A 12,708-nucleotide genomic window follows, 5' to 3' on the forward strand; every position below is an offset into this window, starting at 1 on the left:
CCGGGCGCGCGCCTTTCGCGCGGCCCGTTGGTTCGTCATTTAGGGGGGCTGCGGCATCCCGTACTTGTGCAGAGCAGCACCACGCCACAATTTTGCAACGATGGTTCCGCATCCTGGGTGCGAACTGGGCTCGCGGGCAGGACGATGGAATTTTCGACAGGTTTTGGCTGGACCAGGCTGCCGGTGCTGGCGGCTGTGTTCATTCTGGGCTCGGTGCTGACAGTCTCGGCGCAGATCATTCCGCCCTTCTCGCCCACAGCTGCCGCGCCCGACGACGAGACCGAAACCGAGGCCGCTGAGACCCCCGACGTCAACGACCCCGACGTGCTCAAAGGCATCGACGTCGACAAGCTCGACTGGAGCCAGCTCGCGGTCGACGCCGGCACCGCGAGCGAAATCGCCGCCGCCAAGAAGCGCGCCCAGGCCGCCGCCAAGGACGGCATGAACTGGTCGTCGAACGCCAATGCCAACGGCTCCTCGGCCGTGACGGTGAAGCAGTCGGTCTCGTCGTTCTGGGACGCCCGAATCGGCGCCGACATGACGGTGACGAGCGAGCCGCGCACGATGTCCGAGCTGCTGGCGCAGAAGGCCACCAATGGCGGCAACCTGCCGCAATCCTCCGGCAGCGCCTGGGCGGCGGCGACCGCGCCAGGGGCGGGCGTGATCTGGGACAAGACCGCGGTGGAAGCCCGCGTCGATCCCGGCGCCGAGCAGAGCAAGATCGGAGCATCGCTGACCAAGTCGGTGCCGCTGTCGGGCGACACGTCGCTGACGCTGCAGAACGGCTACAGCGTCAACCAGCAAGGCACGACGGCCTTGCCCGGCGTCGGCGGGCACGTCACGCGCAACTACGGAACCGACCAGACCGCCAAGGTCACCATCACCGACACCGGCACCAGCATCACCGCCGGCCAGACGCTGTCGACCACCGACGACAAATGGCTGCGCAAGGTCGGCGCCGAGCAAAAGCTGTTCGACAACGTCACCGTCTCCGGCTCCGTCGGCGAGACCTCGCAAGGCGCGATCAACAAGAGCCTGTCGGCGGGCTTCAAGAAGAGCTGGTAGCGCGGGCGCTCCACTCTTTCCGCGTTCACGCTCTGCTAACCTTACGCCACGGCAAAGCCCCCGAATGGACCGCCCTTGCCGCATCTCGGCCAAGTTGCGGCCAAAATCCGGCGCCCTGATGCGACGGCCTTACAGACGTCGTCGTGCGGGGGACACTCGCGCTGCGCTCAACGCGAACAGGGGAACAACGATGAACGCCATGCGTCCGGAAAAGACCGAGACCACCGAGACCGAGACGGTCGACACCAACCTCGCCGCCGTCACCGAGGTCGAAGCCGGCATCCGCGACTTCGTCCGCAACGACATTGCCTATCTGCGCCGGCCGGCGGCGACCGCCACCACCGATGCGCCGCCGCTCGATCCGAGCGCGGAGGCCACCGTCACCAACGTCAACTCGCTGATCCAGCGCGTCGCCGGCACCTCGCTCGCCGAGATCGAAAACCTGATCTCCGAGCTCGAGAGCCTGCGCGATTTGCTGCACGCCGAAGGCCAGCGCGTCCAGCGCGAGATCTCCGGCTACGCCCAGCTCAGCCAGGCCGCGATGAAGTCGACCCGCATGATCGCCGACAACGTCGCGCAGTGGAAGCGCGCCGCCGACGGCCTGCGCAACAGCTGATCGCTCAACGTCACGCATCACCAGCCGCCGCGTTCCGACAGGGGTGCGGCGGTTTTGATTCTGCCGCACGCTCTCGCTGTCGTCGTCCGGCTTGACCGGACGACCCAGTATTCCAGAGACGGCAGTGATTGAACCGAGACGCCGCGGCGTACCGGATGCCCCGCCTGCGCGGGGCATGACAGCGGAGGGCTTCGCTATTGAACCCTCCCAGCCCCCGCGCCGACTAACGCCAAGCGCCCGCTGCCTTTGCGGCCGGGCTTGGGGACATTTCAGATGGAAAGCATACGGCCCGACACCACGGACCCGATACCGATGCGGCCGGCGCCGAACCAGTTCGGCACGATCATGCTGCGCTTTGTCGGGTTGCTGGCGGTTGCGATCGCGATATTGGCGTTCGTCTATAGCCGCTGAGGGCGGAGGCCGCTGTGCGGCCCCGCGCGGAGGCCGCGTCGCGGCCCCGCGGAGTTAACGAACCGTTAACGGCTCGCGTCGACGCTCGAGGCTTCCAGGGTGTAGGCGCCGTCGGCATAGCCCTTCACCACCATGCCGGCGACCAGCATCACGGCCAGCGTCGCGGTAGCAAAGATGAATCCGACAAGCTTGAGTGCGCCGCGATCTGCCATGGTCCTCGTCCCCTGTACTCTGCCCAGTTCGTTCAAATAGACAGCGACAGGTTCATAATTGGTTAGCAACTCGATGGTTCCGCCAACTGCTTTGCGGGGTCACCATGTTGCGCAGGCTTATGCCAGCCACCCCGAATCGCGTCCATAGCGCGCGGGCAACACTCGCGCGCTCTTTTCGGCCGTTCATTTGGAACGAATCTAGCCGCTCTTCCGCATCGGCACGAAAGCGCTGGCGGTGATGGAATAGACCTCCTCGCCGCGCTGGTTGGTGCCGGTGGTGCGGGCCGTCAAAATGCCCCATCCGGGACGCGAGGCGGAGCTGCGCTTGTCGACGACGACATTGACGTAGCTGATCGTGTCGCCGGCGAGCACCGGCCTGATCCAGCGCAGATCGCGAAAGCCCGGCGACGGGCCCCACACCGCGACCTCCTCGCCGCGCGACGCGGCTTCGCGCGCCAGGCGCTGGCCGTCGGCGACAAGCAGGCTCATGCAGGCCGAGCCGACATGCCAGCCCGAAGCCGCGAGCCCGCCGAACAGCGAGTTCTTGCCCTCCTCCTCGTCGAGGTGAAAGCGCTGCGGATCGAACTTCGCGGCGAAGGTCTTGATGGAGTCCGCGGTGAAATTGTAGGCGCCGATCTCGCGGCGGTGACCGATCTCGATGTCGTCGAAGAACCGCATCAGACCGCTCCCTCGCGCCGCTTGATCAGGATCGGCGAGGTCATCTCGCACAATGTCTGGCCCGTCGCGTTGCGCACAGTGCATTTGAACTTGACGATGCCAAGCTCGGGGCGGCTCTTCGAGGCGCGGGCTTCCACGACATCGACGTCGAGCATGAGATCGTCGCCGGGCCGCAAGGGCGACAGCCAGCGCACCTCGTCGACGCCGGGGGAGCCGAGCGATGCGGCGCGGGTGATGAAGCCGTCGGCCATCATCCGCATCATCAGCGAGCAGAGGTGCCAGCCGGAGCCGGACAGGCCGCGCAGCATGCTATTGGCCGCCGCCTCCTCGTCGAGGTGCATCGGCTGCGGATCGAACTCGGCGGCAAAGGCCAGGATCTCGTCGCGGGTGACATGGCGCGGGCCGAACGTTCCGAACCGGCCGGGCGGGAAGTCTTCGAAGGTCAGGGTCATCTTTGGATTGCTGGAGGAAAGGACAGATTGTGGCCGCAGTTTGCGGCAATCTCAACCCGCCGGCCCGCATGGCTCGTGCTACATTCAAGGTGGCGGCTTTGGCCTTGAGTCGGATCAATCGAGGGCCAAAAACCCGATTTGACAAGGCCCGATTTGCCCTGGGGAGAGCAATGTTTTCATTCAGCGACCTGTTTCAGTGGGACCGGTTCATCACGCCGACGATCATCAAGACCTTCTACTGGCTGGTGATCGCGCTGATCTGCCTGTTCGGCCTCTCCGGCATCTTTTCCGGCCTGGCTGCGATGGCGATCAGCCCGTTCGGCGGCTTCCTGCTGCTGCTGTCGTCGATCGCCAGTGTCGTGGTCGGCATCGTGTTCTCGCGCATCATCGCGGAGCTGATCCTGATCATCTTCCGCATCAACGAGCATCTCGGCGCGATCAGGGACCAGGGCGGCGGGATGCGGTAGCGCTCGTGTCCCGGACGCGGCGCGTCACGTAGTGACGCGACGCAGAGCCGGGACCCATGCATCCGCAGGCAAGGTTTCTGGGCTCCGGCTCTGCAGCGCACCGCTGAAGAAGCGCTGCGCTGCGTCCGGGGCACGCAGCCAGCGTCTTACGTATTGAACCTAAAATGCATCACGTCGCCGTCGGCGACGACGTATTCCTTGCCTTCGAGGCGGAGCTTGCCGGCATCGCGGGCGCCGGCTTCGCCGTTGAATGCCACGTAATCCTCAAACGCGATGGTCTCGGCACGGATGAAGCCCTTCTCGAAGTCGGTGTGGATCACACCGGCTGCGCCCGGCGCCTTGGTGCCGCGATGGATGGTCCAGGCGCGCGCTTCCTTCGGGCCCACCGTGAAATAGGTGATGAGGTCGAGCAGCGTGTAGCCGGCGCGGATCAGGCGATCGAGGCCGGCCTCTTCGAGGCCCAGCGTCTCGAGGAAGTCAGCACGCTCTTCGCGTGAAATGGTGGCGATCTCGGATTCGATCTTGGCGGAGATGACGACGGCAATCGCGCCTTCCTTGGCGGCCTGGTCCTGCACCGCCTTGGAGAACGAATTGCCCGTCGCGGCCGAACCTTCCTCGACGTTGCAGACATAGAGCACGGGCTTCGACGACAGCAGGCCGAGCATGCCGAAGGCGCGCTCCTCCTCCGCCTTGCGTTCGACGAGGCGCGCGGGCTTGCCCTCGCGCAGCAGCACCAGCGTGCGGTTGACGAGGTCGAGCTGCTCCTTGGCGTCCTTGTCGTTGCCCTTGGCCTTCTTGGTGAGATTGTCGACGCGCTTCTCGAGGCTGTCGAGATCGGCGAGCATCAGCTCGGTCTCGATGGTCTCGATGTCGGCGAGCGGGGCGATCTTGCCCTCGACATGGGTGATGTCGGAATCTTCAAAGCAGCGCACGACATGCGCGATGGCGTCGACCTCGCGGATGTTGGCGAGGAACTGGTTGCCGAGGCCTTCACCCTTCGAAGCGCCGCGCACGAGCCCGGCGATGTCGACGAAGGTCAGCCGGGTCGGAATGATCTGTCCGGACTTGGCGATCGCCGCGAGCTTGTCGAGCCGCGGATCAGGCACCGCGACCTCACCGACATTCGGCTCGATGGTGCAGAACGGATAGTTCGCGGCCTGCGCCGCGGCCGTCTCGGTCAGCGCATTGAACAAGGTCGACTTGCCGACATTGGGCAATCCGACGATCCCGCATTTGAATCCCACGAGCGTTATTCCTTGCCGTTGTCGTCCTTGGTCAAAAATCCCTTCGCCTGCATCGCGAGATGCACCCTGTTGGCGAAGGTCGCGTCGGTGCCCTTGGCGATCAGCGCGGCGTGCTCGGCAACAGCGTCGCAGAGGGTCGCGACCCAGTCGTTGTCGGCCTTGGCGAAGTCCGACAGCACGTGGCCGTGCACCAATTCCTTGACGCCGGGATGACCGATGCCAAGCCGGACCCGGCGGTAGTCGTTGCCGATATGCGCCGAGATCGAACGCAGGCCGTTGTGGCCGGCGATGCCGCCGCCGATCTTCACCCGCACCTTGCCCGGAGGCAGCTCGAGCTCGTCGTGGAACACGGTGACGTCGCCGGGCGCGATCTTGAAGAAGCTGGCAGCTTCCTGAACGCTGCGGCCGGAATCGTTCATGTAGGTCGTGGGCTTGAGCAGGATCACGCGCTCAGTGCCGAGCGCACCTTCCGAGGTCTCGCCCTGAAACCTGCGGCGCCATGGCGCGAAACCATGACGACGCGCGATCTCGTCGACGGCCATGAAGCCGATATTGTGCCGGTTACGTGCGTATTTCGCGCCGGGATTGCCGAGCCCAACAAACAGTCGCATGACGCGGCGCGCCCCTCGCTCGGCGCGCGATCAGAGACCGCGCGCCAGCTTTGAGAGATTACTTCTTCTTGTCGCCGCCGGCGGGAGCCTTGGCAGCCGCTGCCGGAGCCTTCGCGCCAGCCGCCGGCGCCGCAGCGCCAGCCGCCGGAGCAGCACCAGCCGCCGGAGCCGCAGCAGCACCCGGAGCCGTGGCGGCAGCCGCAGCCTTCTGCTCTTCGGCGTAGCCGGAGGGCGGCACGATGGTGACGAGGGTCGCGTCCTCGGAGGTCAGCGCCTTGACGCCGGCCGGCAGCTTGATGTCGGCCAGATGCAAGGAGTGACCGATCTCGAGCGAGCCGACGTCGGCTTCGATGAATTGCGGAATGCTCTCGACGCCGCATTCGAGCTCGATCGCATGCGCGACGATGTTGACGGCGCCGCCGCGCTTCACGCCCGGGGAAGATTCCGACTTCACGACGTGCAGGGGCACGCTGATGCGGATGGTGGCGCCTTCGCCGAGTCGCATGAAGTCGACGTGGATCGGGAAGTCCTTGACCGGATCGAGGTGGTAGTCGCGCGGAATCACGCGGTGCTTCTTGCCGTCGAGCTCGACGTCGACCAGCGTGGTCAGGAACCGGCCGGCGAGAATGCGCGCACGCAGTTCGCGATCGTCCACCGAGATCGGGAGCGGGGGCTGGTTGTTGCCATAGATCACTCCGGGCACTCTCCCGGCGCGACGCTCAGCCCGGGCGGCCCCCTTGCCGCTCTTCGGACGTGCGGTCGCCTTCAATTCCTTGACGGTCGTCGCCATAACGTTAAGTCCTTGTTTTTGCAAAAGTTAATGGGCCGCAAGGCGGCCCATCGCGTTCGCCGCAGCAAGCCTCCAGGGGTGCGGGGGCCGCGGACGTGGCGGGCTTTTACCCGGAAGACGCGGAAATGACAAGGAAATGCGAGGATTTTTTGCAGCCGGTATGGCCCGGAACACCGTCATGGCCGGGCTTGTCCCGGCCATCCACGTCCTGTGGGAGTGGAGGTGAGAACATGGATGCCCGGGACAAGCCCGGGCATGACGACCTCAGCTAGCCGCTCCCCCGAGCTTGGCCTCCAGCGCTGTGATGCGCGCTTTCAGGGCCTCGTTCTCTTCACGCGCCAGGCGGGCCATGTCCTTGACCGCCTCGAACTCCTCACGCTTGACCAGGTCCATGTCGCGCAGGAATTTTTCGGCCTGGGTGCGCAAGACCGTGTCGAACTCACGCTTGACGCCCTGGGCGGCACCAGCGGCGTCGTTCATCAGGCGGCCGATCTCGTCGAAAAACCGGTTGTTGGTCTGGGTCATGTCGGCCTCCGATAAACTTTGCGCGAACTTGCAGGAGACAATGGCAATCCGAGCGGAACGGTTCAAGGGCCGATTGGCGGTATCCTTGTCATGCCCCGGTTTCCTTGCAATCGTATTCAACGTCCGTGCATAAGAAGAATCACAAGGCGCACGAGATGATCGACCAGCAGATCGCAATCCCCACCAAGGACGGCCACACCGCAACCTTCATCAGCCATCCCGAACGGGGCGGACCGTTTCCGGTCATCCTGTTCTACATGGACGCGCCGGCGATCCGCGAGGAGCTGCGCGACATGGCGCGGCGGCTCGCGACCTCGGGCTATTACGTGATGCTGCCGAACCTCTATTACCGCTCCGGCGTGATGGAGCTCGGCGCGCTGCCGGCCGATCCGAACGCGCCGGAGCGCAAGCGCATGTTCGCGCTGATGGGCTCACTCACGATTTCGATGATCATGGACGACACCAAGGCGCTGCTCGCCTACGCTGAGGGCCAGGCGGCCGCGAACACGAAGATTGTCGGCACCGTCGGCTACTGCATGAGCGGCCGCTACGCCGTCAATGCCGCCACGCATTTTCCCGATCGCGTCAAGGCCGCCGCCTCGATCTACGGCACACAGCTCGCGACCGACCAGGACGACAGCCCGCATCTCGCCGGAGGCAAGACCAGGGCCGAGCTCTATTTCGCCTGCGCCGAGACCGACATCTACGCGCCCACGGAGATCATCGAGAAGGTCAAGCAGGGCATGAACGGCGCCAAAGCCGAGGTCGAGATCTATCCCGGTACGCATCACGGCTTCGCCTTTCCCAAGCGCCCGGTCTACGACCGCGACGCCGCCGAGCGGCACTGGGAGCGGCTGCTGGCGCTCTATCGCCGCAATCTCGTCTAGACATAGAAGGCGCGATGCCCTTTCTGCTCATCGACTTTCCCGCCTTCAAGCCGATCGCGATCGAGATCGGTCCGTTCGCGATCCGCTGGTATGCGCTGGCCTATATCAGCGGCATCGTGTTCGGATGGCTCTATGCACGCTCGCTGTTGAAGAAAGAGCGGCTGTGGGGCGGGCCGGCGCCGATGTCGCTGGTGCAGATCGACGATTTCATCCTCTGGGTCACGCTCGGCATCATTCTGGGCGGCCGCACCGGCTATGTGCTGTTCTACAATCTGCCCTTCTTCATCGATCATCCCGCCGCGATCTTCAAATTGTGGGAGGGCGGCATGTCCTTCCACGGCGGTTTCCTCGGCTGCGTCGTCGCGGTGATGTGGTTCGCCTACCGGAGCGGCATCTCGATCCTGTCGCTCGGCGATATCACCACCGCGGTCGCTCCGGTCGGCCTCTTGCTTGGGCGCATCGCCAATTTCATCAATGGCGAATTGTGGGGCCGCGCCACGGACCCCAGCCTGCCCTGGGCGATGATCTTCCCCAACGACCCCACACAGCTGCCGCGCCACCCGAGCCAGCTCTACGAGGCCGGCATGGAAGGCATCCTGCTGTTCACCGTGCTCGCGATCATGATCCGCCTCGGCGCGCTGAAGCGACCAGGCATGATCCTCGGCGCCTTCATCCTGATCTATGGCCTGTCCCGGATCGCCGGCGAGCATTTCCGCGAACCGGACGCCCAGCTCGGCTTCCTCTGGGGCGGATTAACCATGGGCATGCTGTTGTCGATCCCGATGCTTATTGTCGGGCTCATACTTATTGTATTGGCTGTGAGGCGCGGTGCGCCGAAGCCCGCAGGGACCATTCGTTAATTTCTTTCGAGAAGACAGACCGTGACCGAACAGCCGCTACTCAACGAGATCAAGGCGCTGATCAAATCCTCAGGCCCCATGCCGGTCTGGCGGTACATGGAACTGTGCCTGATGCACCCGCGCTATGGCTATTACATCTCGCGCGATCCGCTCGGGCGTGAGGGCGACTTCACCACCTCGCCGGAGGTCAGCCAGATGTTCGGCGAGCTCCTGGGGTTGTGGACCGCCTCGGTCTGGAAGCAGATGGGCTCGCCGCAATTCCTGCGGCTGATCGAGCTCGGCCCCGGCCGCGGCACCATGATGGCGGATGCGCTGCGCGCGCTCCGCGTGCTACCGCCGCTCTACCAGGCGCTTCACATCCACATGGTCGAGGTCAATCCCGTCCTGCGCGAGCGGCAGAATGCGACGCTGTCGGGCGTGCGCAACATCGCCTGGCACGACAGCATCGACGACGTGCCGGAAGGACCGAGCATCATCCTCGCCAACGAATATTTCGACGTGCTGCCGATCCACCAGATGGTGAAGCGCGAGAACGGCTGGCACGAGCGCGTGATCGAGGTCGACCCCAACGGCAAGCTTCAATTCGGCGCGGCGGCCGAGCCGACGCCGCGTTTCGACGTGCTGCTGCCGCCTTTGGTACGCGCCGCGCCCGTCGGCGCCGTGTTCGAATGGCGGCCCGACAGCGAGATCATGAAGCTCGCCACGCGCGTGCGCGACCAGGACGGCGCCGCGCTGATCATCGACTACGGCCATCTGCGCAGCGATGCGGGCGACACCTTTCAGGCTATCGCGCGCCACACCTTCACCGATCCCCTGAAGGCGCCGGGCCAGGCCGACGTCACCGCCCATGTCGACTTCCAGGCGCTGGCGCGTGCAGCCGAGGATGTCGGCGCCCGCGTGCACGGTCCGGTGACGCAAGGCGATTTCCTCAAGCGCGTCGGCATCGAGACGCGCGCGGCTGCCCTGATGCAGAAGGCGTCGCCGGAAATTGCGACCGACATCTCGATCGCGCTCAAGCGCCTGACCGACACCGGGCGCAGCGGCATGGGCTCGATGTTCAAGGTGCTCGGCATCTCCGAGCCGCGGCTGACAGGCCTTGCGGGCCTCAGCGATCTCGAACATGCCGGAGACGCTTCATGACCCTTGCTTCGTCGCTGCTGTCGGCCGTACCGGGGCTGCGGCATTCCTTCTTCACGCGCGAGGGCGGCGTCTCCGGCGGCATCTACGCCGCCCTAAACGGCGGGCTCGGATCCAATGACGATCAGGCGCTCGTCGCGGAGAACCGCCGCCGCATGGCCGAGCATGTCGGCGTCGCGCCGGAGCGCTTCCTCAGCCTGCACCAGATCCATTCGCCGGACGTGCTCGTCGCCGATGCGCCATGGCCGAGCGGACCGCGGCCGAAGGGCGATGCGCTGGTGACGAAAACGCCGGGCATCGCCCTTGGCGTCTCGACAGCGGATTGCGGGCCGGTGCTGTTCGTCGATCCCAACGCCCGCGTGATCGGCGGCGCACATGCCGGCTGGAAGGGCGCGCTGACCGGCGTGCTGGAGTCGACGATCCTGGCGATGGAAAAGCTCGGCGCCACGCGCAGCGGCATCATCGCCGCGATCGGCCCTTTGATCCGGCAGGAAAGCTACGAGGTCGGCAACGAGTTCGTAGCGCGCTTCATCGAGGCCGATGCGGACAACGCAATGTTCTTCATCCCGTCGGTCCGCGACGGCCACGCGATGTTCGATCTCGCCGGCTTCATCCGCAAGCGACTGGAGGCGGCCGGCATCCTGATGATCGACGACCTTGGTCTGGATACCTACGCCGACGAGCGCTTCTTCAGCTATCGCCGCTCGGTGCATCGCAAGGAGCCGGACTACGGCCGGCACATCCACGCGATCGCGCTGGAAGGGTGAACACAAGAGCAACCTCGTGTCATGCCGGGGCGATGCACACAAATCGCGCCCGTAATGCCCCGGATCTGTGTCCCCCCGCCCTAGACGTTAATGCGTTTTAACGATATCGCTGCCCTCCATAATGAGGGACGCGTCATCCATCTTGCGCCGCGCCGGTTCGCGCGTGCTGGCGGTCATGCTGCTGGCGGCAGCAACCGCACTTGGCGGCTGCGCCGGTGGCGGCAGTGCCGCCAATTCCTATGCGATGGCGCCGAGCGCCGGCTCCGGAGCGACGGTCGCCTTCGAATCGATCGACGGACCGCCGCCGCAGGTGTTCGACCGCATGGTCGGCGTGCTCGACAGCGAATCCAAGCTGCGCAGCCTGTCCGTGGTCTCCCGCGAGGGAACGGCTGCCTATCGCGTGCGCAGTTACCTCTCCGCCCAGGTGGTGCGCGGCAAGACCGTGATCGCCTGGGTCTGGGACGTCTACGACGCCAACCAGCAGCGGGCATTGCGGGTCTCGGGCGAGGAACCGACCTCCGCCAAGGGTGGGCGCGACCCCTGGTCGGCCGCCGACGACCTCGTGCTCCGGAAGATCGCCCAAGCCGGATTCAGCGGACTTTCCAACATGATCAACGGAACACCGGATACGCCGAACGCTGTTCCCGGCCTGCGTGGGCCGGCAGTAGCAAGCGTGACCCCGGATGGGCCGGAGATGCCAGCCGCCGCACTCGGCTACGCCGAGCGATAACCGCCGCTAAACCACGGCCCCAACTTGCGGCCAAACCGTTGGCCCGATTCAGGATTTTCAGAGGGAAAACGTAGCATCCCGGGTTGCCATTGCAGCCCCCGGCCTGATATTTCCTCGCCCGTCGTAACCGTGCTGTCAGTGGGTATTCTCTGATGTTGAACGTCGTATCCAGCAAAGCGCGGGAGGAAGCGTCCATGTCGGCCAAAAACGGCTCCATCAAGCTCGTTGCCGGCAATTCCAATCCGGCCCTCGCGCAAGCAATCGCGCAAGGCCTGGACTTGCCGTTGACCAAGGCCGTGGTACGGCGCTTCGCCGACATGGAGATCTTCGTCGAGATCCAGGAGAACGTCCGCGGCTCGGATGCCTTCATCATCCAGTCGACCTCGTTCCCGGCGAACGACCATCTGATGGAATTGCTGATCATCACCGACGCGCTGCGCCGCTCCTCGGCGCGCCGCATTACCGCGGTGCTGCCCTATTTCGGCTACGCCCGGCAGGACCGCAAATCGGGTTCGCGCACGCCGATCTCGGCCAAGCTCGTCGCCAATTTGATCACGCAAGCCGGCGTCGATCGCGTCATGACGCTAGACCTGCACGCCGGCCAGATCCAGGGCTTCTTCGACATCCCGACCGACAACCTCTATGCCGCGCCGCTGATGGTGCGCGACATCAAGGACAAGTTCGACCTCTCCAAGACGATGGTGATCTCGCCTGACGTCGGCGGCGTGGCCCGCGCGCGCGGCCTCGCCAAGCGCATCAACACCCCGCTCGCGATCGTCGACAAGCGCCGCGAGCGTGCCGGCGAATCCGAGGTTATGAACGTGATCGGCGACGTCGCCGGCTACACCTGCATCCTGATCGACGACATCGTCGACTCCGGCGGCACGCTGGTGAACGCGGCCGATGCGTTGATCGCCAAGGGTGCCAAGGACGTCTACGCCTACATCACCCACGGCGTGCTCTCCGGCGGCGCGGCCGCCCGTATCGCGGGCTCGAGGCTGAAAGAGCTCGTGATCACCGACTCGATCCTGCCGACGGATGCGGTGACCAAGGCGCCGAACATCCGCACGCTGCCGATCGCCAGCCTGATCTCCGACGCGATCGCGCGCACCGCCGCGGAAGAGTCGGTGTCGAGCCTGTTCGACTAGCTCTTTCGATCCCGAAAGGTCTCGTAGGGTGGGCAAAGGCGCAAAGCGCTGTACCCACCTTTTTTGCGGCCATGAAGATGGTGGGCACGCTTCGCTTTGCCCATCCTA

Annotated in this window: 17 protein-coding genes; 10 read left to right on the top strand and 7 right to left on the bottom strand. The window is 65.2% G+C overall.

Translation table 11 applies throughout. From position 1 onward, the window contains the following. Positions 1-144: 144 nt before the first annotated feature. The 3 genes from F8237_RS09855 (at position 145) to F8237_RS36305 (ending at position 2,092) form a co-directional block, all read left to right on the top strand. Positions 145-1,065, top strand: a complete 921-nt coding sequence (locus F8237_RS09855; RefSeq protein WP_151644143.1) for a hypothetical protein — start codon at positions 145-147, stop codon at positions 1,063-1,065. A gap of 190 nt (positions 1,066-1,255) precedes the next feature. After that, positions 1,256-1,681: a hypothetical protein gene (locus F8237_RS09860; protein ID WP_015688512.1), complete on the top strand. Its 426-nt coding sequence runs from the start codon at positions 1,256-1,258 to the stop codon at positions 1,679-1,681. A 273-nt stretch (positions 1,682-1,954) separates the two neighbouring features. Continuing rightward, positions 1,955-2,092, top strand: coding sequence for a hypothetical protein (locus F8237_RS36305; RefSeq protein WP_015688513.1), 138 nt, complete (start codon positions 1,955-1,957; stop codon positions 2,090-2,092). A gap of 65 nt (positions 2,093-2,157) precedes the next feature. Here F8237_RS36305 and F8237_RS36310 read toward each other — a convergent pair whose 3' ends face one another. The 3 genes from F8237_RS36310 to F8237_RS09870 form a co-directional block, all read right to left on the bottom strand. Continuing rightward, a complete protein-coding gene (locus F8237_RS36310) occupies positions 2,158-2,304 on the bottom strand; it encodes a hypothetical protein (protein WP_027534250.1) in 147 nt (48 codons plus the stop codon). Positions 2,305-2,502: 198 nt separating this feature from the next. Continuing rightward, the gene (locus F8237_RS09865; protein ID WP_151644145.1) at positions 2,503-2,982 is read right to left on the bottom strand and encodes a MaoC family dehydratase; all 480 of its coding nucleotides are present in this window, start codon (positions 2,980-2,982) and stop codon (positions 2,503-2,505) included. After that, the gene (locus tag F8237_RS09870) at positions 2,982-3,434 is read right to left on the bottom strand and encodes a MaoC family dehydratase (protein ID WP_162005966.1); all 453 of its coding nucleotides are present in this window, start codon (positions 3,432-3,434) and stop codon (positions 2,982-2,984) included. The genes F8237_RS09865 and F8237_RS09870 overlap by 1 nt, the downstream gene beginning before the upstream one ends. Positions 3,435-3,604: 170 nt before the next feature. Here F8237_RS09870 and F8237_RS09875 point away from each other — a divergent pair, with 170 nt between their 5' ends. After that, positions 3,605-3,901 carry a DUF4282 domain-containing protein gene (locus F8237_RS09875; RefSeq protein ID WP_015688517.1) on the top strand — a complete coding sequence of 99 codons (297 nt, stop codon included), beginning with the start codon at positions 3,605-3,607 and terminating at the stop codon, positions 3,899-3,901. Positions 3,902-4,047: 146 nt separating this feature from the next. On the opposite strand, the gene ychF is transcribed toward F8237_RS09875, so the two are convergent. The 4 genes from ychF to F8237_RS09895 form a co-directional block, all read right to left on the bottom strand. Beyond that, positions 4,048-5,145 carry a redox-regulated ATPase YchF gene (ychF, locus tag F8237_RS09880; protein WP_151644147.1) on the bottom strand — a complete coding sequence of 366 codons (1,098 nt, stop codon included), beginning with the start codon at positions 5,143-5,145 and terminating at the stop codon, positions 4,048-4,050. A gap of 5 nt (positions 5,146-5,150) precedes the next feature. Then, on the bottom strand, positions 5,151-5,756 hold the full coding sequence (pth, locus tag F8237_RS09885; RefSeq protein WP_151644148.1) for an aminoacyl-tRNA hydrolase: 606 nt from the start codon (positions 5,754-5,756) through the stop codon (positions 5,151-5,153). Between the two features lie 58 nt (positions 5,757-5,814). Next, positions 5,815-6,546 (bottom strand): 50S ribosomal protein L25/general stress protein Ctc, encoded by a 732-nt coding sequence (locus tag F8237_RS09890; RefSeq protein WP_151644149.1) that lies wholly within the window; start codon positions 6,544-6,546, stop codon positions 5,815-5,817. 264 nt (positions 6,547-6,810) lie between these two features. Further along, entirely contained in the window at positions 6,811-7,071 is a 261-nt protein-coding gene (locus F8237_RS09895) for an accessory factor UbiK family protein (RefSeq protein WP_151644150.1), read from the bottom strand. Positions 7,072-7,226: 155 nt separating this feature from the next. Here F8237_RS09895 and F8237_RS09900 point away from each other — a divergent pair, with 155 nt between their 5' ends. From F8237_RS09900 to F8237_RS09925, 6 genes are all read left to right on the top strand, one after another. After that, positions 7,227-7,958, top strand: a complete 732-nt coding sequence (locus F8237_RS09900) for a dienelactone hydrolase family protein (protein ID WP_151644152.1) — start codon at positions 7,227-7,229, stop codon at positions 7,956-7,958. Positions 7,959-7,972: 14 nt separating this feature from the next. After that, the gene (gene lgt / locus F8237_RS09905) at positions 7,973-8,818 is read left to right on the top strand and encodes a prolipoprotein diacylglyceryl transferase (protein WP_151644154.1); all 846 of its coding nucleotides are present in this window, start codon (positions 7,973-7,975) and stop codon (positions 8,816-8,818) included. Between the two features lie 21 nt (positions 8,819-8,839). Then, positions 8,840-9,958: a class I SAM-dependent methyltransferase gene (locus tag F8237_RS09910; protein ID WP_151644156.1), complete on the top strand. Its 1,119-nt coding sequence runs from the start codon at positions 8,840-8,842 to the stop codon at positions 9,956-9,958. Then, a complete protein-coding gene (pgeF, locus tag F8237_RS09915; RefSeq protein ID WP_151644158.1) occupies positions 9,955-10,722 on the top strand; it encodes a peptidoglycan editing factor PgeF in 768 nt (255 codons plus the stop codon). Before F8237_RS09910 ends, pgeF begins: the two co-directional genes overlap by 4 nt. Before the next feature lie 121 nt (positions 10,723-10,843). Next, positions 10,844-11,452, top strand: a complete 609-nt coding sequence (locus F8237_RS09920; protein ID WP_151644160.1) for a hypothetical protein — start codon at positions 10,844-10,846, stop codon at positions 11,450-11,452. A gap of 194 nt (positions 11,453-11,646) precedes the next feature. Then, a complete protein-coding gene (locus tag F8237_RS09925; RefSeq protein WP_162005967.1) occupies positions 11,647-12,600 on the top strand; it encodes a ribose-phosphate pyrophosphokinase in 954 nt (317 codons plus the stop codon). Positions 12,601-12,708: the final 108 nt, after the last annotated feature.

The organism is Bradyrhizobium betae (genome assembly GCF_008932115.1).
GTDB classification, from domain to species: domain Bacteria; phylum Pseudomonadota; class Alphaproteobacteria; order Rhizobiales; family Xanthobacteraceae; genus Bradyrhizobium; species Bradyrhizobium betae.

Coding starts and splice junctions, on each gene's coding strand:
- F8237_RS09855 (WP_151644143.1), top strand. CDS start 145: ATGGAATTTTCGACAGGTTTTGGCTGGACCAGGCTGCCGGTGCTGGCG.
- F8237_RS09860 (WP_015688512.1), top strand. CDS start 1,256: ATGAACGCCATGCGTCCGGAAAAGACCGAGACCACCGAGACCGAGACG.
- F8237_RS36305 (WP_015688513.1), top strand. CDS start 1,955: ATGGAAAGCATACGGCCCGACACCACGGACCCGATACCGATGCGGCCG.
- F8237_RS36310 (WP_027534250.1), bottom strand. CDS start 2,304: ATGGCAGATCGCGGCGCACTCAAGCTTGTCGGATTCATCTTTGCTACC.
- F8237_RS09865 (WP_151644145.1), bottom strand. CDS start 2,982: ATGCGGTTCTTCGACGACATCGAGATCGGTCACCGCCGCGAGATCGGC.
- F8237_RS09870 (WP_162005966.1), bottom strand. CDS start 3,434: ATGACCCTGACCTTCGAAGACTTCCCGCCCGGCCGGTTCGGAACGTTC.
- F8237_RS09875 (WP_015688517.1), top strand. CDS start 3,605: ATGTTTTCATTCAGCGACCTGTTTCAGTGGGACCGGTTCATCACGCCG.
- pth (WP_151644148.1), bottom strand. CDS start 5,756: ATGCGACTGTTTGTTGGGCTCGGCAATCCCGGCGCGAAATACGCACGT.
- F8237_RS09890 (WP_151644149.1), bottom strand. CDS start 6,546: ATGGCGACGACCGTCAAGGAATTGAAGGCGACCGCACGTCCGAAGAGC.
- F8237_RS09895 (WP_151644150.1), bottom strand. CDS start 7,071: ATGACCCAGACCAACAACCGGTTTTTCGACGAGATCGGCCGCCTGATG.
- F8237_RS09900 (WP_151644152.1), top strand. CDS start 7,227: ATGATCGACCAGCAGATCGCAATCCCCACCAAGGACGGCCACACCGCA.
- lgt (WP_151644154.1), top strand. CDS start 7,973: ATGCCCTTTCTGCTCATCGACTTTCCCGCCTTCAAGCCGATCGCGATC.
- pgeF (WP_151644158.1), top strand. CDS start 9,955: ATGACCCTTGCTTCGTCGCTGCTGTCGGCCGTACCGGGGCTGCGGCAT.
- F8237_RS09920 (WP_151644160.1), top strand. CDS start 10,844: ATGAGGGACGCGTCATCCATCTTGCGCCGCGCCGGTTCGCGCGTGCTG.
- F8237_RS09925 (WP_162005967.1), top strand. CDS start 11,647: ATGTCGGCCAAAAACGGCTCCATCAAGCTCGTTGCCGGCAATTCCAAT.